Source organism: Aeromonas hydrophila subsp. hydrophila ATCC 7966 (assembly GCF_000014805.1).
GTDB lineage: Bacteria > Pseudomonadota > Gammaproteobacteria > Enterobacterales > Aeromonadaceae > Aeromonas > Aeromonas hydrophila.
In genome coordinates this window covers 621,308-641,904 of sequence record NC_008570.1, presented here as the reverse complement: position 1 = coordinate 641,904, position 20,597 = coordinate 621,308, and the positions used below count along the sequence as shown (strand labels likewise).

The 20,597-nt window shown below is 61.6% G+C and carries 18 protein-coding genes; 11 read left to right on the top strand and 7 right to left on the bottom strand.

Annotation, left to right across the window (positions count from 1 at the left end; all coding sequences use genetic code 11):
• Positions 1-205: 205 nt before the first annotated feature.
• The 7 genes from AHA_RS03030 (at position 206) to AHA_RS03000 (ending at position 4,915) form a co-directional block, all read left to right on the top strand.
• On the top strand, positions 206-1,468 hold the full coding sequence (locus tag AHA_RS03030; RefSeq protein ID WP_011704570.1) for an MgtC/SapB family protein: 1,263 nt from the start codon (positions 206-208) through the stop codon (positions 1,466-1,468).
• 80 nt (positions 1,469-1,548) lie between these two features.
• Positions 1,549-2,139, top strand: coding sequence for a sugar O-acetyltransferase (locus tag AHA_RS03025; RefSeq protein ID WP_011704569.1), 591 nt, complete (start codon positions 1,549-1,551; stop codon positions 2,137-2,139).
• Positions 2,136-2,477, top strand: a complete 342-nt coding sequence (locus AHA_RS03020) for a DUF1294 domain-containing protein (protein ID WP_011704568.1) — start codon at positions 2,136-2,138, stop codon at positions 2,475-2,477. The genes AHA_RS03025 and AHA_RS03020 overlap by 4 nt, the downstream gene beginning before the upstream one ends.
• A 108-nt stretch (positions 2,478-2,585) precedes the next feature.
• On the top strand, positions 2,586-2,798 hold the full coding sequence (locus AHA_RS03015; RefSeq protein ID WP_016349365.1) for a hypothetical protein: 213 nt from the start codon (positions 2,586-2,588) through the stop codon (positions 2,796-2,798).
• A 200-nt stretch (positions 2,799-2,998) separates the two neighbouring features.
• Positions 2,999-3,460: a hypothetical protein gene (locus AHA_RS03010; RefSeq protein ID WP_011704566.1), complete on the top strand. Its 462-nt coding sequence runs from the start codon at positions 2,999-3,001 to the stop codon at positions 3,458-3,460.
• Positions 3,461-3,587: 127 nt separating this feature from the next.
• Positions 3,588-4,283 (top strand): hypothetical protein, encoded by a 696-nt coding sequence (locus AHA_RS03005; RefSeq protein WP_139348843.1) that lies wholly within the window; start codon positions 3,588-3,590, stop codon positions 4,281-4,283.
• Positions 4,280-4,915 (top strand): ImmA/IrrE family metallo-endopeptidase, encoded by a 636-nt coding sequence (locus tag AHA_RS03000; RefSeq protein ID WP_164927537.1) that lies wholly within the window; start codon positions 4,280-4,282, stop codon positions 4,913-4,915. The genes AHA_RS03005 and AHA_RS03000 overlap by 4 nt, the downstream gene beginning before the upstream one ends.
• A gap of 120 nt (positions 4,916-5,035) precedes the next feature.
• On the opposite strand, the gene argH is transcribed toward AHA_RS03000, so the two are convergent.
• The 5 genes from argH to argC all read right to left on the bottom strand — a co-directional run bounded on the left by argH (position 5,036) and on the right by argC (position 10,668).
• Positions 5,036-6,421 carry an argininosuccinate lyase gene (argH, locus tag AHA_RS02995; RefSeq protein ID WP_011704564.1) on the bottom strand — a complete coding sequence of 462 codons (1,386 nt, stop codon included), beginning with the start codon at positions 6,419-6,421 and terminating at the stop codon, positions 5,036-5,038.
• Positions 6,422-6,630: 209 nt separating this feature from the next.
• Positions 6,631-7,866, bottom strand: a complete 1,236-nt coding sequence (locus tag AHA_RS02990) for an argininosuccinate synthase (protein WP_011704563.1) — start codon at positions 7,864-7,866, stop codon at positions 6,631-6,633.
• Positions 7,867-7,920: 54 nt separating this feature from the next.
• On the bottom strand, positions 7,921-8,832 hold the full coding sequence (locus tag AHA_RS02985) for an ornithine carbamoyltransferase (RefSeq protein WP_164927536.1): 912 nt from the start codon (positions 8,830-8,832) through the stop codon (positions 7,921-7,923).
• 25 nt (positions 8,833-8,857) lie between these two features.
• Positions 8,858-9,637, bottom strand: a complete 780-nt coding sequence (gene argB, locus AHA_RS02980; RefSeq protein WP_011704561.1) for an acetylglutamate kinase — start codon at positions 9,635-9,637, stop codon at positions 8,858-8,860.
• Between the two features lie 23 nt (positions 9,638-9,660).
• On the bottom strand, positions 9,661-10,668 hold the full coding sequence (gene argC / locus AHA_RS02975) for an N-acetyl-gamma-glutamyl-phosphate reductase (protein ID WP_011704560.1): 1,008 nt from the start codon (positions 10,666-10,668) through the stop codon (positions 9,661-9,663).
• Between the two features lie 268 nt (positions 10,669-10,936).
• On the opposite strand from argC, the gene argE reads away from it, so the two are divergent.
• Together argE and ppc are read left to right on the top strand one after the other, a co-directional pair.
• Complete coding sequence (gene argE, locus AHA_RS02970; protein WP_011704559.1) at positions 10,937-12,082, top strand: acetylornithine deacetylase; 1,146 nt, start codon at positions 10,937-10,939, stop codon at positions 12,080-12,082.
• 215 nt (positions 12,083-12,297) lie between these two features.
• Complete coding sequence (ppc, locus tag AHA_RS02965; protein WP_005308531.1) at positions 12,298-14,931, top strand: phosphoenolpyruvate carboxylase; 2,634 nt, start codon at positions 12,298-12,300, stop codon at positions 14,929-14,931.
• A gap of 652 nt (positions 14,932-15,583) precedes the next feature.
• Here ppc and AHA_RS02960 read toward each other — a convergent pair.
• Together AHA_RS02960 and metB are read right to left on the bottom strand one after the other, a co-directional pair.
• Positions 15,584-18,052, bottom strand: a complete 2,469-nt coding sequence (locus AHA_RS02960) for a bifunctional aspartate kinase/homoserine dehydrogenase II (RefSeq protein WP_011704558.1) — start codon at positions 18,050-18,052, stop codon at positions 15,584-15,586.
• Entirely contained in the window at positions 18,052-19,215 is a 1,164-nt protein-coding gene (gene metB / locus AHA_RS02955) for a cystathionine gamma-synthase (protein WP_011704557.1), read from the bottom strand. The genes AHA_RS02960 and metB overlap by 1 nt, the downstream gene beginning before the upstream one ends.
• Before the next feature lie 208 nt (positions 19,216-19,423).
• Between metB and metJ the strand changes: the two genes are divergently transcribed.
• Together metJ and AHA_RS02945 are read left to right on the top strand one after the other, a co-directional pair.
• Positions 19,424-19,747: a met regulon transcriptional regulator MetJ gene (gene metJ, locus AHA_RS02950; protein WP_005308521.1), complete on the top strand. Its 324-nt coding sequence runs from the start codon at positions 19,424-19,426 to the stop codon at positions 19,745-19,747.
• 35 nt (positions 19,748-19,782) lie between these two features.
• A complete protein-coding gene (locus tag AHA_RS02945) occupies positions 19,783-20,535 on the top strand; it encodes an AraC family transcriptional regulator (RefSeq protein WP_011704556.1) in 753 nt (250 codons plus the stop codon).
• Positions 20,536-20,597 lie beyond the last annotated feature (62 nt).

Below are 20,597 nucleotides of genomic sequence, written 5' to 3'. Positions count from 1 at the left end.
ATACTCCATATCTCGTTGGGTTGAATGCAGCATGCCGCGGGCTTGTTATGCCGAGAACCAAGAAATAACGCTTTGCTTATCTCATTTGCTCATATCAGGAGGCCACAGGCGCCATTCGCGCACTCTGTGAGCCAGGCCGCGCTGGCCCGGTGCCGGCTGTGCCATCATGGAAACAAGGCAGGCAGATGACGAAAAGGAAGTCGTTATGTGGATCAATGCAGAACCCGTCAATGGCGCCCTGGTGTCGCTGGCCATCGGCCTCATCATCGGACTGGAGCGGGGCTGGCAGGTGCGCCAGCTGGGGGACAACCAGCGCATCGCCGGGATGCGCACCTACGGCCTCATCGGCCTGCTCGGCGGGGTCTGCGCCCTGCTGCTGCCCACCCTGGGCCCCTGGCTGCCGCTGCTCGGTCTGCTGGCGGTGGTGACGGGCTGCGGCCTCTCGGTCTGGCTGGCCCAGCGCTGGCAGGGGGAATTCGGCCTCACCAGCTCGGTGGCCATGCTGCTCACCTATCTGCTGGGGCTGATGTCGGTGCTGTTGAGCCCGAGCGAGGCGGTGGCCTGCGCCGTGCTGGCGGCCCTCTTGATGGGGCTCAAGGGCAAGATCCAGCAGGGGATGCTGTTTCTGAGCGAGACCGAATTTCACGCCACCCTGCGCTTTCTGCTCATCTCGCTGGTGCTGCTGCCGGTGCTGCCCAACGAGGAGATGGGGCCACTCGATGCCTTCAATCCCTTCAAGATCTGGCTGATGGTGGTAGTGATCGCCGGCATCTCGTTCTGCGGCCACTTCGCGGTACGCCTGCTCGGCACCCGCGCCGGGCTGGTGCTCACCAGCATACTGGCGGGGCTCGCCTCCTCCACCGCCCTCACCCTGCAGTTCGCCCGCCTCAACAAGGAGCAGGGCGGGCTGGAGCGGCTGCTGGCCACCGGCATCCTGCTGGCGGGAGCCACCATGTGGCTGCGGCTGCTGGTGCTGGTGCTGCTCATTCACAGCGAGCTGGCGATGCGTCTGGCGGCGCCCCTGCTGCTGCTGGCAGCCACCGTCTACGGCTTTGCCTTCTGGTTCTGGCGCCAGCGCGAGGAGCTGACCGACGGCCCGGTGCAGCCCCAGACCAGCAACCCGCTCGATCTCGCCACCGCCATCAAATTCGGCCTGCTGCTGGCGCTGATCGGCTTCATGGCCACCCTGCTGCAGAGCAAGGTGGGCAACTCCGGGGTCTACCTGCTGTCGCTGGTCTCCGGCATCACCGACGTGGACGCCATCACCTTGTCGCTCTCCCAGCTCTCCCACAAGGAGTTGGCGCTGGAGGTGGCGGCCCGCGGCATCCTGCTGGCCGGGCTGGTCAACTCGCTGGTGAAGGGGCTGCTGGCCCTGGGGATCGGCGGTCGCCGGCTGGGGCTGCGGGTGCTGCTGCCCTACTTCGTCTCGGCCCTGCTGATCCTGCCGCTGATCTGGCCCGGCACCTGAGCTTGCAGCAAGTGACAGCCTGACGCCGCCAAAGTGCTCGCGTATACTGGCTCCTCTTGGCACATGAGAGGAGCTGTAGCATGGCAAGCGATTGGGACAAGGTACTGGCGGGCGGCGCCCTGGACAGCCAGAGCGAGGAGATAGCGAACGACCGGATCCGTGGTCAGGCGCTGCTGGCACAACTCAACGCCTCCCCGGCCGGTGACGAAGCCCTGCGCCAGCGCCTGTGCGGCGAGCTGTTCGGCCACTGCCCCGACTCCTGCTGGATCAGCACTCCCTTCACCTGCGAATTCGGCCGCAACATCCACATCGGCGAAAAGACCTTCTTCAACTTCAACATCACCATTCTCGACGTGGGCGAGGTGCACATCGGCAGCCATGTGCTGCTGGCCCCCAACGTGCAGATCTACACCGCCACCCACACCATGGACTATCTGGAGCGACGCAACTGGACCGCCTACAACAAGCCGGTGCGGATCGGCGATGACTGCTGGATTGGCGGCGGCGCCATCATCTGCCCCGGCGTCACCATAGGGCCGCGCTCCATCATAGGTGCCGGCGCCGTGATCACCCGCGACATTCCGGCCGACTCGGTGGCGGTGGGCAACCCGGCGCGCGTGATCCGCAGCCTGAGCCCGGACGCCCCCCGTGGCTGGGAGCTGGCCCTGTGATCTGGCTCGCCCTGCTTCCCCTGCTGTGGACCGCCTGGCTCGGCCTGGCCGATGCCAACTGGTGGCCGCTCGCCATCGTCACCACCATGAGCCTGCTGACGGTGCTGGCCTACGCCCACGACAAGCGCCAGGCCATTCGCGGTGGCTGGCGCATCCCCGAATCCCGGCTCCACCTGCTGGAGCTGTTCGGCGGCTGGCCAGGTGCCCTGGTGGCCCGCCACTGGTTGCGTCACAAGACCCAGAAGGGGAGCTATCGCAGGGTGTTCTGGTTCATCGTGCTGCTGCACCTCACCCTGTGGGGGCTCTGGCTCGGCCGCCCGCTCTGGCAGACGATCTGACGCGGGTCGCAGTGCCCGATTGTCGGCCATTGCAGCCGGCAATCGGGTATGAGACAACAGAAGGCAAGCAGGCTGTTTTCTCGTTTGTTCATCGGCAAGGAGTCACTCATGACCATGTGGACCGGTATCGTGCTGATCGTCTTCATCAGCGCACTGTTCGGCTTTCTCAGCAAGCGGGCCCGCTACCAGCTGGGGGATATTCGCATCACCGACCGCCTCGGCAAACAGGACGTGCTCATCAACCAGCTGCAGGAGCGCATCGCCAATCTGGAGGCCATCGTCATCGAGGAGGAGAAGCGCCGCCCATTCAAGGAGCTCTGATCCGGCAAGCCGGGCGGCAAACCGGCCAGCCCCCGGGCTGCAAGGGTTTGCCGCCGTTCCCTCCCGCACTCACCCGCCTCCTGCCAGGCAAAAACTAAATTCACAGCAGGATCAGTCCCCTGCCATTTTCAGTCTGAATTTTCGCCAAGCTGGCCCATTCCCTGCTCCGTCATGACATCAGTCGTACGGAGAGTGACATCATGATCGCCATCAGCACCCTGCTTCCCCTCGCCTCCCTTGCCCTCAAGCTCGGCAGCAAGCTGCTCGGCGATGGCACGCCACAGGCCAAGGCCGAAACTCCCGTGCAGGAAGAGCGGCTCGCCCCCACGGTGCAGAGCCTGTTCCAGCGGCTGGGAGTCAAGGATGCCAACAGCGAGCAGAGCCGCCCCGCCATCAACCACTTCATGGGGGCGCTGATGCAGACCCTGGGTCAGGAGTACTCAGGCCAGTCCTTGCCCCAGGCCATCGACGCCGCCCGCACCCAGCTGGCTGACGGCACCCAGAGCACCCGCCTCGATGCGCTACAAAGCGAGCTCGACACCCTCAAGGATTCCCTCGGCGCCAGCAATCTCAATCTCGACCAGCTGCTCGGTGCCTTTAAACAGACCCTGCCCAATGGCAAGGGGGAGGGGGTTGGCAGGATGCTTAATACCAGTGTATGAGTTATGAGTAAGTAATAAAATGTGATTAGACTAAAAACTATTTTTAGATACTAATGTGTCTTTTAATTTCTTTTCATATTAATGTTATTCTTGTAGAATACGGGAAAAATCATGATGCTTAATTGTTATGTCAAACGAAACGTTGAATTTATTGCTCAAGCAGGAAAATAACCTGCTTAAGAATCAGGTTACTGCGTTAGAGACCAAAAACTTAACGTCCGAGCAATATGGTGAAGTTAGAACGTTATACATTGAAAATGCTATTTTAAAAGAGAGAGTTATCTCATTAGAAAAGCAAATTAAAGATATAAAGTCTGATACAGATGATCTTATTGATAAGTATGAAGCTTCATTAGTTAATATAACTGAGGCGAAAAAAACATCTGAAATTGCTATATCAACACAAGATAAACTGCAAGCAACCTATTCAGATATGTATTCTAGTAGTCTCACTTGGTATTCTGTTGTCCTAGGGATAATAACCCTTATAGGTTTTTTATTCGCTATAAGAATACGTCGACAAGAAGTGAAGGATTTATGTCAGGATGCCAAATCGCAGCTATCAGAAGATCAATCATTAATTGATATTGTTGCTCATACTTTTGAGCACGCGACAATAGCAGAAAAACTAGATATACTAAAAGGCAACATTGTAGAAGAGCTTCAAAAAGAGCTACCAAGTATGATTCATGATAAGGTTGTTGCTTATAGCTCTTCGCAAAGTGCGAGCGACACCAGAGAGTCTCCAGTAGAGGCCGAGAGTGAAACTGTTGTCGATTTGGCGCAAGCTCTTTCTGAAGTAATTGAAGAGGAACAGACATGACATTTGCCATCGATAATAGGAAAAATATTATCTCGTTGGCTGATGCAAAAGGAATCAGCTCAGCAGCTGAGCTTTTGTATGCCATATATGGAGATGTCAATTACTTAGAACTCCCTATTGATATTAAGGATATTGCCAGGAAAATTGAAAAAGTTAATTTGCTATCTGATTTTGACTTGAATGATTTATTTGTTTCTGGCTTTTTGAAAATAAAAAAAGATGAAAGCGGATTAGTAGATAAGATAGACATCTGGGTTAATCCAACTGAGGTTTTAACTAGGCAGCGGTTTACTTTGGCTCATGAAGTTGGTCATCTGTTTAATGACATAATTCCTAATATTGATAATTTAGAGGAAGATATGATTGTTGACGTTGCATTCAATCGTGGGGCTTTGAAAAGTCATAAGGAAACTAAAGCTGACCGTTTTGCTGCACAGTTATTAATGCCACCTCAATTAATTAGTAGGGAGCTAAGTAATTTAGTTACTATACTGAAAGAAAAAAAAGAGAAGGTCTCCGTTGATTATCTCATAAAAATCTTATCAAAAAAATTTTTGGTTTCTGAAAAATCGATGAAAATAAGATTGGAAAGCTTGGGTTATATAAAAGCAAATGATAACGATAGAGATTAATAAATCTATATTTATGTATGCATAAAACTCAAGTTTATCTGAGTTAATGTCGGTAAATTGAATAAAACGGCAACATCGGTTGCCGTTTTTTGTTCTTATTCTAATGACAAGCCGATGGGATTAACCAGCTCGTTTGGCCAGCCAGGTTTCGGCGGCAATGAGGGCTGCCTCAACCTGCTCCCGGGCGACACCGCCTTTGGCGACCCGCTTGGCCAAGGTCGCTTCCAGTTCCAGATTGGGGTAGACGTCGAACTCGATCACCGGGCTGAAACGCTGGAACTCGCCGATGGTCAGCTCCTCCAGCGGCTTCTTCACCTGGATCGCGTAGACCACGGTCTCGCCGACGATATGGTGCGCCTCGCGGAACGGAATGCCCTTGGCCACCAGATAATCCGCCAGCTCGGTGGCGTTGGCGTAGCCGCCCTGGGCCGCCGCCATGGTGCGCTCGCCATTGACCTTCAGATCGATCAGCACCAGCGCCGCCATATCGAGGCAGTCGTGCCAGGTGTCGAGGGCATCGAACAGCCCCTCTTTGTCTTCCTGCATGTCCTTGTTGTAGGCCAGCGGCAGCGCCTTGAGGCTCATCAGCATGCCCATCTGGGCGCCGACCACCCGGCCGGTCTTGCCACGGATCAGCTCCAGCGCATCCGGGTTCTTCTTCTGCGGCATCAGCGACGAGCCGGAAGTGACCGCATCGGAGAGCTCCACAAAACCGGCTTCACCTGTGTTGTAGAAGATGAGGTCTTCGGCAAAGCGCGACAGGTGGGTCATGGAGAGGGACGCGACGTGCATCAGCTCCACCACGTGATCCCGATCGGAGACCGAATCCAGGCTGTTGCGGGTGGCGCCGGCAAAACCCATATCGAGCGCCAGGGCTTCGCGGTCGATGGCGTAGGCGGTACCCGCCAGCGCGCCGCAGCCGAGCGGGCTGGTGTCGAGGCGCTTGAGGGCATCCTGCAGCCGGGAGTAATCCCGCTCCAGCATCTCCACATAGGCCAGCGCCCAGTGGGCGTAGGTGACCGGCTGGGCCCGCTGCAGGTGGGTGTAACCCGGCAGCACGGCAGCCTGATTGGCACGGGCAGAGGCCACCAGCCCCTGTTGCAGGGCGGTGATGGAGCCGAGCAGCAGCTCGCCCTGCGCCTTGCACCAGAGTTTCAGGTCGGTGGCGACCTGATCGTTGCGCGAGCGGCCGGTGTGCAGCTTCTTGCCGAGATCGCCGACGGCGGCGATAAGCGCACTCTCAACCCAGGAGTGAATGTCTTCCGCATCCGAGATCAGGATCTGCTGAGGATCCTGCTGCACCGAAGCGAGCAGCACTTCCATCGCCTGCTGCAACTTGCCCTGCTCATCGGCGGTCAACACGCCCACCTTGACCAGCGCTTTGGCCCAGGCCATGGAGCCTTGAATATCCTGCTCCGCCAGCCGGTAATCGAACCGCAGCGAATCGTTGAACTGCTTGAACCGGCTATCGGCTCCCTGACTGAAGCGTCCACCCCAAAGTGCCATACTGCTCTCCTTGAATGCGTTGTCGGCGGCGCCCTGGCCACCGAGCTTGAAATCGTGCCCTGTTTTTCTGCGAGCCTGTTATCTCACAGAAGCGGCCGGGGCGCTGCCGCTCTTGTCACACCGCCGATGATGGATCAGGGGCCATGCCCTCGACCTATGGAAGAGGGGGCCATGCCCCCTCAACGGAATCAACGGGTTATCGCGCTTGCTTAGCCGTGAGTGTGATCGCCACCGATGGCCTGATGCTGCTCCTTCATGGCGCGGATCCGGCTCGCCAGGGTGTAGAGACGGATAAAGCCTTCGGCATGACTCTGGTCGTACACTTCGTCGGCGCCGAAGGTGGCGAAGTCTTCGGAGTAGAGGCTGTTCGGCGACTTCTTCTGCACCGCGGTGACCTGACCCTTGTACATTTTCAGCACCACTTCACCGTCGAGATCTTCGGCGATGGCGTTGGCAGAGGCGACAATGGCCTTGCACAGCGGGGTGAACCAGCGACCGTCATAGACCAGGTGGGAGAACTCGGCACCCAGCTTTTCCCGCCAGGCGCGGGTCGGGCGATCCAAGACCAGCTCTTCCACGGCGCGCAGTGCGGCGACCATCACGGTACCGCCCGGGGTCTCGTAACAGCCACGGGACTTCATGCCCACCATCCGGTTTTCGGTGATGTCGATGCGGCCCACGCCGTGCTTGCCGGCACGCTCGTTCAGGGTGGTCAGGATCTGGTGCGGACTGAGCGGCTGGTCGTCAACGGCCACCACTTCACCCTGAGCCACGGTCAGCTTGACGTACTCCGGCTGATCCGGTGCCTGCTCGGCCGGTACGGTCCACTGCCAGACCGCTTCGGACGGCTCGTTCCAGGTACTCTCCAGCTCGCCACCCTCGGTGGAGATGTGCCAGGCGTTGGCGTCGCGGCTGTAGATCTTCTTCAGGGTCGCCTTGCAGGGGATGTTGCGGGTCTCCAGGTAGGCCAGCAGATCTTCCCGGGAGCGCATGTCCCACAGACGCCAGGGGGCGATCACTTTCAGCTGGGGCGCCAGCGCGGCGACTGCACCTTCGAAACGCACCTGATCGTTGCCCTTGCCGGTGCAACCGTGGGAGATGGCATCGGCCCCTTCCGCCAGCGCCGCCTCGACCATCGCCTTGGCGATCACCGGACGGGCCATGGAGGTACCCAGCAGGTAGGTGCCCTCATAGACGGCGCCGGTCTTCAGGGTCGGGTAGACGTACTCTTTGACGAACTCTTCCCGCAGATCCTTGACGATGCACTTGGTGGCGCCGGAGGCGATGGCTTTTTGCTCGATCCCTTCCAGATCGTCACGCTCCTGACCGACATCGGCGACGAAGGCGATGATCTCCGCATCATAGTTTTCCTTCAGCCAGGGAATGATGGCCGAGGTATCCAGTCCGCCCGAGTAAGCCAGTACGATCTTGTTGATTCCGCTCATTTACTTCTCTCCATGATGATTCGATAAAAGGGTGTTATTTGGGGTCGGTTGCCGTTATTTGTGCCCAAGCAGGGTCAGCAGTACGGCGTTCTGGATATGCATCCGGTTTTCTGCCTCGTCCATGATGAGGGAGCCAGGCCCGTCCATGACCTGAGAGGTGATCTCCAGCTCCCGGTGCGCCGGCTGACAGTGCAGCACATGCTGGATGCCGGTGCGGTCGAGCAGGGCCTGGTTGATCTGATAAGGCATAAAGATATCTTTTACCTGCTCCATTGGCGTGTTGTCACCCATGGAGACCCAGGTATCCGTGTAGGCCACGTCAAAGCCTTCGATGGCCGCCACGTCATCGCTGATGTGGATGGTCGCACCGGACTGGGCCGCCAGCGCCTGGGCCTGCAGGAAGATCTGGGTATCCGGGCCGTGGCCTTTCGGGCAGACCAGGGTCACGTTGGTGCCGAGGGTCGCCCCCAGCAGCAGCAGGGAGTGGCTGACGTTGTTGCCATCGCCGAGATAAGCCAGCTTCACCTTCGACAGATCGCCGTAGTGTTCGCTGATGGTCATGAAGTCCGCCAGCCCCTGGCAGGGGTGGTAGAGGTTGCACAGGCTGTTCACCACCGGCACTGTGCCGTGCTCCGCCAGCTCGACCAGAGTCTGGTGATCGAACACCCGGGCGACGATGGCATCACACCAGCGCGACAGGTTGGCGGCAAAGTCCTGCACCGATTCGCGCTTGCCCAGCGCGCCGTTCTGCTGATCCAGATAGACGCTGTGGCCGCCCAGCTTGGCGATGCCGATGTCGAAGGTGACCCGGGTGCGCAGGGAGGGTTTCTCGAACAGGGTCACCACGCTCTTGCCCGCCAGTGCCTGGCCGTACTTTTTCGGATCGGCCTTGACCGCTTTGCCCAGGGCAATCAGCGCTTCAATCTGGGCTTTGTTCAGATCACTGTCTTTCAGAAGATGTTGCATCGGATGTTCCTTGCTCCGGTGGAGATCAAATAGCCACTTGGGTGCCGACCGCGCCGCCAGCCAGCAGCTTGAGCAGCTGATCCGGGTAGCGCCAGCTGGCGACACAGACCGGCTTGCCCAGGGTCTCGGCAGCATGCAGGGCGGCTTTCACCTTGACCGCCATGCCGTCGCTGATCACCCCCTTCTCCATCAGATCCAGCGCGGTCACCTTGTCGAGCTGAGGCACCAGCTTGCCCTTGCCATCCAGGATGCCGCTCACGTCGGAGAGCATCACCAGGTCGGCGCCCAGCGCCTCGGCAATTGCGGTAGCCGCCTGATCCGCGTTGACGTTCATCAGCTGCCCCTGGGCCGTGATGCCGATGGAGCTCACCACCGGCAGGAAGCCCTGCCCCAGGATGCCGGTCACCAGCGCCGGGTTGCCCGGTTGGCAGTCACCCACGGCGCCGAGTGCCGGGTCGAGCTGGGTCACCTGGCACAGACCGCCGTCCGCCAGACAGAGCCCCACCGCCGGAATGTCGGTGGCGATGGCCTTGGCCATCATCATCTTGTTGGCGGTACCGGCCAGCGCGCCGGCGATGAAGGGGATCTGCTCGAACGGGGTCACCCGCAGACCGTTCTTCTTGGTGGAGGTGAGACCCAGCCCCTTGAGCAGGTCATCCACCAGGCAGCCGCCGCCGTGCACCAGCACCAGGGGTCTGTGCTGCTCGTCCAGAAAGGTCTTGAGGGTGGCGAACAGGGCGGTCAGCGCCTCGTCGTTTTCGATCAGTGCGCCACCCAACTTGATTACCAGAGTCTGCTTGTCCATCGTTGTGATCCTTCCTTGAGTCCTTAAATCAGGCCGGTGGCCGGTTCAAATCCGAATTTGATATTTATGCACTGCATGGCCTGGGAGGCGGCGCCCTTGAGCAGGTTGTCGATGGCACAAACCACCACCAGCATGTTGCCCTGCTGTTGCCAGGCGAGGTCGCAGTACGGGGTGCCCGCGACACCACGGATGGAGGGCATCTGGCCGGTCAGGCGCACCAGCGGCTTGCCCTCGTAGGCCTTGAGGTAGGCCTGGTCCACCTGGGTCGGCGTCACGCCATCCGCCAGCTGCACATAGATGGTGGCCAGGATGCCGCGCACATAGTTGCCAAGGTGGGGCTGGAACAGCACCTCCTTGCCGAGGTGGTGGCTGATCTCCGGCTGATGCCTGTGATTGAAGGTGCCGTAGGGATTGAGGCTCACCTCGCAGAAGCTGGTGTTGATGGCCGCCTTGCGACCGGCACCGGAGACCCCGGAGACGGCGTTGATGATGGGCTGCCACCCCTTGGCAATCAGTCCTGCCTGCTGCAGCGGCTTGAGGGCGCAGAGGGAGGCGGTCGGGTAGCAACCTGGCACGGCAATCAGCTGGGCCGCCTTGACCGCTTCGGCATTCCACTCGGCCAGGCCGTAGGCGGCCTGATCCAGCCACTGCTCACTGTCGTGGGTGAAGCCGTAGTAGGAGGCGTAAAACTGCTGATCCCTGACCCGGAAGGCACCGGAGAGATCGAACACCGGCAGCCCCTTGGCGAGGAACTTGGGTGCCAGCGTGGCGCTCACCTCGTGGGCGGTGGCCAGCAGCACCAGATCGGCCTGGGTCAGGATCCGGGTCATGCCATCCTCGTCCAGCGGCAGCAGCGGCTGATCGAGCGCGCCGACCCACTGGGGATGCAGAGAAGAGAAACGCTTGTGGGCGTCCTGGCTGCCGGCGGAAACATAGAGGCCGAACAGCTTGAGTTGTGGATGGTTCTGGACCAGGGCGGCCAGCTCGGCTCCCGCGTAGCCACTGGCACCGACGATAACGGTGTTAAGCATGTTGAGTATTCCAAGTCAGAGTTCGAGATTCACAGCATGGTGCTGCGGTGCACAAGGGGGTTCGATGCCCCATGCACGAGTGCGGAGGGGCAATTCAGGCGGGTGTGTGTCGTCGGTTATAGATCAGGTGACAGAACATTAACTTTCCCTTACAACTAGAAGCCTTGTCGATGAGCCACGTATTCAGGCAAACTTACAGAATATTCATGCACTCACTTTGCATTTGTATTTTCTAACAGAAACATTCCGGGGAAGCAAGGAGGAGCAGGTGGCCAATCTGGATTTTTTTTCACTCTACAAGAATATTATTGCGATTCCGTCCATCAGCAGCACGGATCCCCGCTGGGATCAGAGCAATGAGGCGGTGATCCGGCTGCTGGCCGACTGGTTCGGTCAGCTCGGTTTTCAGTGCGAGGTGACCGCCCTGCCCGATCTGCCGGGCAAGTTCAATCTGGTGGCGACGATAGGTCAGGGCGAAGGGGGGCTGCTGCTGGCGGGCCACACCGATACTGTGCCGTTCGACGAGGGCGCCTGGCGCAAGGATCCCTTCAAGGTGACCGAAGAGGGCAACCGCCTCTATGGCCTCGGTACCATCGACATGAAGGGCTTCTTCGCCTTTATCGTCGAGGCGCTCAAGGAGATCGATCTCAAGACGCTCAGCAAGCCGCTGCGCATCCTGGCTACCGCCGATGAAGAGACCACCATGGCGGGGGCCCGCGCCATCGCCGCCGCAGCCGAACTCAAACCCGACTACGCGGTGATCGGCGAGCCGACCGGACTGGTGCCGGTGGTGGCCCACAAGGGGCACATGTCGGAAGCCATCCGCATCACGGGCCGGAGCGGTCACAGCTCGGATCCTGCCAACGGCGTCAACGCGCTGGAGATCATGCACCAGGCCATGGGCCAGGTGCTCAAGCTGCAGCACAGCCTGAAGGAGAAGTACGCCGACCACAGATTCGCCGTGCCGCAGCCCACGCTGAATCTGGGATACATCCAGGGGGGCGACAGCCCGAACCGCATCTGCGGCTGCTGCGAACTGCACATCGACATGCGCCCCACCCCGCAGGTGGGCCCCGACGAGCTGATGGGCATGCTCAAAGAGGCGCTCTCCCCCATCGAGATCCACCAGCCGGGTTGCCTGCACCTGCAGCACCTGCACGAGCCGATCCCCGCCTACGCCTGCGCCGATGACTCCGAGCTGGTGCGCGAGGCCGAGCGGGCGAGCGGCCGGGCCGCCGAATCCGTGAACTATTGCACCGAGGCCCCCTTCATCCAGCAGCTCGGTTGTGAAACCATAGTGCTGGGCCCCGGCCACATCGCCCAGGCCCACCAGCCGGACGAATATCTGGATCTGTCGTTCGTCAAACCGACCACCCGCGTATTGCAGCACCTGATCCGCCGTTTCTGTCTCTGAATTGACGGGAATGTAAGTAAGTTACATGACATCGCACCTCGGGACAGGTGATGGAAATACATGTTCTGAATCGGCCTGTTATTTGACCTTGCGCAGACAATCTGGGTAGATTGTCACCCTAAGATGACGGAGCATATGTTGTAATCGCACAACAATAAGTGAGGTCGTCTCTCACCCCGGATGGGTGTCAGGCACCAACAAGATAAGGATGTGGAATGAACGAAAAGTACGCCGCACTACGCGCCAACGTAGGCATGCTGGGTCAACTGCTGGGCAAGTCCATCAAGGATCATCAGGGACAGGCCTTCCTCGACAAGATCGAAACCATTCGCCAGCTGGCCAAATCCTCCCGCAAAGGCAATGAGACAGACCGGGAACGTCTGCTCGATACCCTGCGCAACCTGAGCGATGACGAGCTGCTGCCGGTGGCCCGCGCCTTCAGCCAGTTTCTCAACCTGGCCAACGTGGCCGAACAGTTCCACACCATCTCCCGTCGCTGCGAAGAGCAGGTCTGCACCCCGGATCCGCTCGAGCAGATGTTCGACAAGCTGAAAGCCTCCAACCTGTCGCAGGAAGCCATCATCCAGGCCGTGCGCGAGCTGGACATCGATCTGGTGCTGACCGCTCACCCCACCGAGGTGACCCGTCGCACCCTGATCCACAAGCACGTGCAGCTCAACGACTGCCTCGAGGCGCTGGAGCTCTCCGATTTGCTGCCCCGCGAGCGGGACAAGATCCTCAATCGCATCGAACAGCTGGTCAACCAGGCCTGGCACACCAACGAGATCCGCGAACAGCGCCCGACCCCGGTAGACGAAGCCAAGTGGGGCTTCGCCGTGGTGGAAAACAGCCTGTGGCCGGCCATCCCCGAATTCATGCGCAATCTGGACGAACGGCTGCAACACCACCTGGGTGTGCGGCTGCCGCTGGATGCCGCGCCGGTCAAGTTCACCTCCTGGATGGGCGGTGACCGCGACGGCAACCCCTTCGTCACCGCCAAGGTGACCGCCGAAGTGCTGGAGCTGGGCCGCTGGATGGCGGTGAGCCTGTTCTACAAGGACATCAAGGAGCTCACCTCCGAGCTCTCCATGTCCGACTGCACCGACGCCGTGCGCGAGCGGGTCGGCGATCACCCCGAGCCTTACCGCGCCCTGGTACGCGAACTGCGCGAACAGCTGCGCGAGACCCAGGAGTTCCTCACCGCTAAGGTGCAGGGCCAGGCGAGCGAGAGCCGGGATCTGGTCAAGACCACCGCCCAGCTGCGCGAGCCGCTGGAGCTCTGCTACCACTCCCTGCACGCCTGCGGCATGGGCAACATCGCCGATGGCATGCTGCTGGACGTGCTGCGCAAGCTGGCCTGTTTCGGCATCCACCTGGTCAAGCTGGACATCCGCCAGGATGGCGAGCGCCACGGCCAGGTCTTCTCCGAGCTGACCCGCTACCTCGGCATGGGTGACTACGCCGAGTGGAGCGAAGATGACAAGCAAGCCTTCCTGCTCAACGAACTGAACTCCCGCCGCCCGCTCATCCCGACCGACTGGGAGCCGAGCGACGAGACCCGCGAGACCCTGGATACCTGCAAGGTCATCGCCCAGCACGATCCCGATGCGTTCGGCATCTACATCATCTCCATGGCTGGCGCACCGTCCGACGTGCTGGCGGTGCAGCTGTTGCTGAAAGAGGCCGGCTGCAAGTTCCGCATGCCGGTCGCCCCGCTGTTCGAGACCCAGGAAGACCTGATGGCGGGTACCGCCGTGATGGAGCGTCTGCTGTCGGTGGACTGGTATCGCGGTTACATCCAGGGCCGTCAGTACGTGATGATCGGCTACTCCGACTCCGCCAAAGACGCGGGCATGATGGCCGCCGGCTGGGCCCAGTACGCCGCCATGGAATCCCTGGTGGCACTGGCCGAGGCGAACAATCTGCGCCTGACCCTGTTCCATGGCCGTGGCGGTACCGTCGGCCGTGGTGGTGCTCCTGCCCATCAGGCGATCCTGTCGCAACCGCCGGGATCCCTGCGCGGTGGCCTGCGGGTGACCGAACAAGGCGAGATGATCCGCTTCAAATTCGGCCTGCCCAAGGTGGCCATCCAGAGCCTCAACCTCTACACCAGCGCCGTGCTGGAGGGGAACCTGCTGCCACCGCCCAAGCCCAAGGAGTGCTGGCGCGCCGTGATGGAGCAGTTGGCCTCTGTCTCCTGCGATCACTACCGCAGTATCGTGCGCGGTCATCCGGACTTCGTGCCCTACTTCCGCGCCGCCACCCCCGAGATGGAGCTCGGCAAGCTGCCGCTCGGCTCGCGCCCCTCCAAACGCAAGCCCAACGGCGGGGTCGAGAGCCTGCGCGCCATCCCCTGGATCTTCGCCTGGACCCAGAACCGGCTGATGCTGCCGGCCTGGCTCGGTGCCCACAAGGGGCTGCAGCAAGCCATCGCCGACGGTCAGAAAGGCGTGCTGGAAGAGATGAGCCGTCAGTGGCCCTTCTTCCGCACCCGCCTCGAGATGCTGGAGATGGTGTTCCTCAAGGCTGACGTCTGGCTGGCCGAGTACTACGACACCCGGCTGGTGCCCAAGGAGCTGTGGGGCCTGGGCAAACAGCTGCGTCAGGAGCTTGCCGACTCCATCCAGGTGGTGCTGGAGCTGCGTCCGCAGGGCGACTTGCTCGACGACCAGCCCTGGATCAAGGAGTCCATCAAGCTGCGCAACCCCTACACAGACCCGCTCAACGTGCTGCAGGTCGAACTGCTGGGCCGCTCGCGCAACCATGCCGAAACCCTGCATCCCGAGCTGGATCAGGCGCTGATGGTCACCATCGCCGGTATTGCCGCAGGTATGCGCAACACGGGTTGATAGTCGGGGCTATCAAGCTCCCCTCAATGACAAAGGGCGCCTCGGCGCCCTTTGTCATATCTACAGGGCACGCTGGAGCCGCGTTGCCGGAGAATCCTTGGTCGTTAGGCGTTGCCATGGAATCGCAGGGTCGATTAACTATCAGGCGCAATCGCCCGCTTTACGGCTTTAGAGGATGGTGGATGCAAACCTGCAGGTCTCGAAGGGATTTCGCCCGCCCTTCGGGCTGGGGCGAGTGACTTTGGAAAGACCCGCTCTTTTCAAAAAATGCACCAAAGGTCTTCTCCCCCGCTTATTCGCCCGACTTCGTCTCACCCGCATGTCCGACGGCACGCGCCGACGGGCCATCCATGGCCCGGCGCCACTCGCTCGACATCCTGTCTCGCGACCTGGACAAGCGTACTCGCCTCAGCGAATAAGAGGGGGAACCAATACCGTGCCCGCTCTTGACCAGTCTGTGCGGAAGCAATGCCCGTTCATGCTACATGTGCAAGTCCGGTTATTACCTGACTCCTGCCTGCAACCTGTTGAAGAAGCTAAAAAACGGGCAGCTTACGGGATAGGGAAATCAGCCCGTAGACCTAAAAACCTGCAGCTAAACAATAAAAAGAGGCGCCACTGGCGCCTCTTTGACTGAACGACTTGTCCGCTGTTACAGGCTGGCACAGATCTGCCAGAGATCGTACTGGATGGCTGCGGCCGTCACTTCCCGACCGGCGCCCGGCCCCTGGATGACCAGCGGGTTGGTGCGATAGCTGTCGCTCTCGATGGCGAAGATGTTGTCGCACGGCAGCAGGTTGGCGAACGGGTGGTGGGGCTCCAGCGCCTCCAGCCCCACTCGAGCCTTCCCGTCGTGCTCGAAGCGAGCGACGTAGCGCAGCACCTTGCCGACTCGGCGCGCCCCCTCGAAGGCGGTCTGGATCGGGTCATCCAGATCCTTGAGCCTGTCCATGAACTGATCCGTGCTCACCTTGCGCAGGGAGACAGGCACCAGGTTCTCCAGCTCGATGTCGGCGGAGTCGAGCTCGAAGCCCGCCTCCCGCGCCAGGATCAGCAGCTTGCGGCGCACATCCTGGCCGGAGAGATCCTCGCGGGGATCCGGCTCGGTCAGGCCATGTTGCCACGCCTCGTCCACCAGCTCGGAGAAGGGGCGGCTGCCGTCATACTGCTGGAACAGCCAGGAGAGGGTGCCGGAGAAGATGCCGGAGACCCCCTGAATGCGGTCGCCGCTCTGGCGCAGCATCTGGATGCTGGACTGGATCGGCAGCCCGGCACCGACAGTGGCGTTGTAGCGCCACTGCACCTGATGGTCGCGGCAGGTCTGCTTGATGCGCTGGTAGAACTCGCTGTCGGCGGCACCGGCAAACTTGTTGGCGGCGATGATGTGAATGCCGAGCTGGGCAAAGTCCGGGTAGTAGCGGCTCACCGTCTCGCTGGCGGTCATGTCCAGCGCAATCAGGGTATCGAAGCCGTGCTGCTCCAGCTGGGCCAGCAGCTCGGGCCAGATCAGCGGCTTGGGGTTGAAGTTGTCCTGCACCTTGAGCGGATCCAGCCCCTCTTCATCGAGCAGGCCCCCTTCCGAGCTGAACACCCCGTAGAGGGTGAGCGCCAGGTTCAGTTCATGCTCGAGCCGCGCCTTCTCGCGGGCATAGAGGTTGAGCCAGTGACCGCCGATGTTGCCCTTGCCGAACACCACCAGACCGACCCGGTTCGGGCGGCTGAACAGGGCGCTGTGCAGGGCGATCAGCAGGGGCTCCAGCACCACCTGGCGCAGCACGGCCACCAGGCTCAGGCCGTCTTTGGCCACCTGCACGAACTCCAGCGGCTGATCCGCCAGCAGCTGGTAGAAGCGGTGGCACTGCTCGGCGTTGTCGGTGACGCCAGCCCCCACCAGCGCCACCAGGCTGTAGCCTTCACGCTGGATAAGACCGGTGAAACTGCCCTGCAGCTGGAAGTCGCGCAGCAGCTCGAACGCCCCCTGCGCCACCTCGAGGGTGTAGGCGAGGCGCAGGATCCGGCGATCCGGCTGGCGCTGCAGGGTGAGTGGGTTGAGGCGATGGCGGGCCAGATGGGCCTCGATGGCTGCCACCGTCTGCTCATAATGGGTCTGCGGCAGCACCTTGAGCTCGATGAGGGCGATCTGATCCACCGAGGAGACGATGCGGGCGCCGCCGGAGCGGGGGGCGCGACGCAGGATATGGGTGCAGCCCTCGTCCGGGTTGTAGCTGCAGCGCAGAGTGAGGCGCTGGCGGCTGTCGGCCACCGGCTGCAGGGTGCGCGAGTGCAATACCGAGGAGCCGAGGCGGGCCAGCTCGTTCGCTTCGGCGAGGCTCAGGCGCTCCAGCAGGCGCGCTTCTTTCACCCGGCGCGGGTCGGCGCTGTAGACCCCGGCCACGTCGCTCCAGATGGTGGTGGATTCGCCGTCCGCCAGCAGGGCTAACAGGCTGGCGCTGTAGTCGGAGCCGTTGCGACCGAGCAGCAAGGAGCGACCCTCCATGTCGGCGGCGATAAAGCCGGTCACCACGATGCGCCCGGCGTGTTCCGCCAGCCGCGCCTTGAGCAGTTCGCTGGACAGCGCGGTATCCACCTTGACCAGGGCGCCATCCTCGGCGCGCAGGAAGCTGCGGGCATCGAGCCAGATGGCCTTGTCGCCGCGACTGGTGAGCAAGGCCGCCAACAGGCGCGCCGACCACACCTCGCCAAAGGCGAGCAGGCCGTTGCGCTCGAAGCGGTCAAACTGCCCCTCAAGCGTCTTGGCGATCAGCTGCATGTCGTCGGCCAGCTGCTGGCTCAGCTCGAGGTGGAGTTCCCCTTCCAGCAGGCCGTCGATCAGGCTCTGCTGATAGGCCTGCAGAGCCGAGATGGCCTCGCCGGCGGCTTCATCGCCGGCTTCGGCCAGCTCCACCAGCTGGATCAGCCGGTTGGTAGTCTTGCCGGCGGCGGAGACCACCACCAGCTCTCGTCCGCCCCCCTGCTGCTCGGCTTGTTGTTCGAGAATGCTGGCGACCCGGCGATAACAGACCGGATCCGCCAGACTGCTGCCACCGAATTTGTGGACGTGACGTCGCTTCAAGCCTGCTTCTGTTGCCACCGCGATCTCTCCTTGTTGCTGCTGTTCCATTACTTCGCCACCTGCTGTGCCTGTGCAAACGCCGCGGCCAGATCGGCCACCAGATCCTCACCGTGTTCGATACCGACCGACAGACGCAGCAGCTGGCTGCTGATGCCTGCCGCCTGCTGGGCGGCCGGGGTCATGGCCCTGTGGGTCATGCTGGCCGGATGGGCCACCAGACTCTCCACCCCGCCGAGGGATTCGGCCACCGAGAAGAGGGTGAGAGCCGCCAGGAAGGCGCGAATGCCCGCCTCGCTGCAATCGAGCTCAAAACTTAGCATGGCGCCGAAACCGGACTGTTGACGGCGCGCAATATCATGGCCCGGATGGCTCGGCAGGCTGGGGTGATAGATGCGCTTGACCAGCGGCTGCTGCTGCAGGAAGGCGAGGATGCGATCGGTGTTCTCCTGATGGGCGCGCAATCTGGGGGCCAGGGTGCGCAGACCGCGCAGGGTGAGGTAGGAGTCGAATGCCCCGGAGGTGAGCCCCAGACAGTTGGCCCACCACACCAGAGAGTCGGCCAGCTCGGGATCCTTGGCGATCGCCACCCCGCCCACCACGTCGGAGTGGCCGTTGATGTACTTGGTGGTGGAGTGCACCACCAGGTCCGCCCCCAGCGCCAGCGGCTGTTGCAGCAGCGGCGAGAGGAAGGTGTTGTCCACCGCCACCTTGGCCCCCGCCGCGTGGGACGCCTCGGCGATGGCGGCGATGTCCACCACCCGCAGCAGCGGGTTGGAGGGGGTCTCCACCCACACCAGTGCGGGCTGCTGGGCCAGTGCTTCGGCCAGTGCCGCCGCATCCCCCTGATCGACGAACTGTACCCGGTAGTGGCCCTTGGCCGCCAGGTACTCGAACAGGCGCCAGGTACCGCCGTAGCAGTCGTGGGGGGCGAGCAGCAGATCCCCCGCCTTGAGCAGAGCCGTGGTCACCAGATGGACGGCCCCCATGCCGGTGCCGGTCACCACGGCGCCGGCGCCCCCTTCCAGCGCCGCCAGCGCGTCCGCCAGATTGGTGCGGGTCGGGTTGCCGGAGCGGGCATAATCGTATTGACGGGGCTCGCCAAAGTCGGCAAAGGTGTAGTTGCTGGAGAGGTAGATGGGCGGCACCACGGCACCGTGTTGCTGGTCAGTCTCAATCCCGGTGCGTACTGCTTGGGTGGCCTTGTGGGTCATGTCACTCTCCTTGATGTCTCTTCACACGCTGGCATGCTGTTTCTGCCACGCGCCATCCCGCCATTGCAGGCTCATGGTGAACCACACTACGCCAGCTCAAAAAGGCCGTCAACACCTCTAGACGTCTAAATGGCTTTGCTGTTGGATTGCCATTAAATTCCTTAAGGGTTAAAATCCGCGCTCACGGCTAAATGAGAACAGGTGGATCATGGGTACAGAGTGGAACGGCGACTACGTCAGCCCCTACGCGGAACACGGTAAGAAGAGCGAACAGGTCAAGAAGATTACCGTCTCGATCCCGCTCAAGGTGCTGAAGGTGTTGACCGATGAACGCACCCGCCGTCAGGTGAACAACCTGCGTCATGCGACCAACAGCGAGCTGCTCTGCGAAGCCTTCCTGCACGCCTTCACCGGTCAGCCGCTGCCCTGCGACGAAGATCTGCGCAAGGATCATCCGGACAGCGTCCCTGCCGAGGCGCGTGCCATCATGGAAGCGCTGGGCAAAGAGATCGAAGATTTCGACGCCGAGTAATCCTGCAGCAGATGCCAAACAGCAAACCCCCTTTGATGACGCGGCCCCAGGCCGCGTCATCGCTATCCGCCCCTTTCAGCCTGCGTCGCTACCAGAGCGACATCTGCAGCCACAGCCACGACCATGCCCAGCTGGTGATCCCCCTCGACGGTCCCATCGAGATCGAGGTGCAGGGCCAGGGGCGGCGGCTCGCGCCCGGCTTTGCCTGCATCATCGCCCCCGGTGAGCGGCACGACTATGCCGCCGATCCGGCGCTCTCGTTTCTGGTGCAGGAGAGTCACTGGCTGCCCGGCGAGCTGGGCGAGCGCCCCTTCATCGAGCTGGACCAGGCCCAGCGCCACTACCTCGCCTTCCTGCACCGCATGGTGGCCGAGGGGCGCCACGTGGCCGGCATGGAGCAGGTGTGGCTGGGTCTGCTGGCAGAGGCGCAGCAGGCAGGCTCGCGCGCCCGTGCCCGCCTCGCCCCGCGCATCGGCAAGGTGCAGCGCCATATCGAGGCGCATCTCGCCGAGCCCCTCAGCAACGCGCGGCTGGCCGCCCTCGCCTGCCTCGGCCAGAGCCAGTTCAAGCACGCCTTCCAGCAGCAGGTGGGGATGAGCGTCTCCCACTACATCCGGGCGCGGCGCATGGCGCTGGCGCGTACCCTGCTCGCCCACACAGCCCTGCCCGTCGGCGAAATAGCCAGCCGCTGCGGTTACCAGAATCAGGGGGCCTTCGGCGAGCGCTTCCTGGCCGAAACCGGACTGACCCCTTCCCTCTGGCGCCAGCAAAACGGCCGCTTGCCGTAACCGGGCGGCCGTTTGCCGAAGACGGCGCAGGTGGTTTCGAGGCATGCTGAGGCTCATGCAAG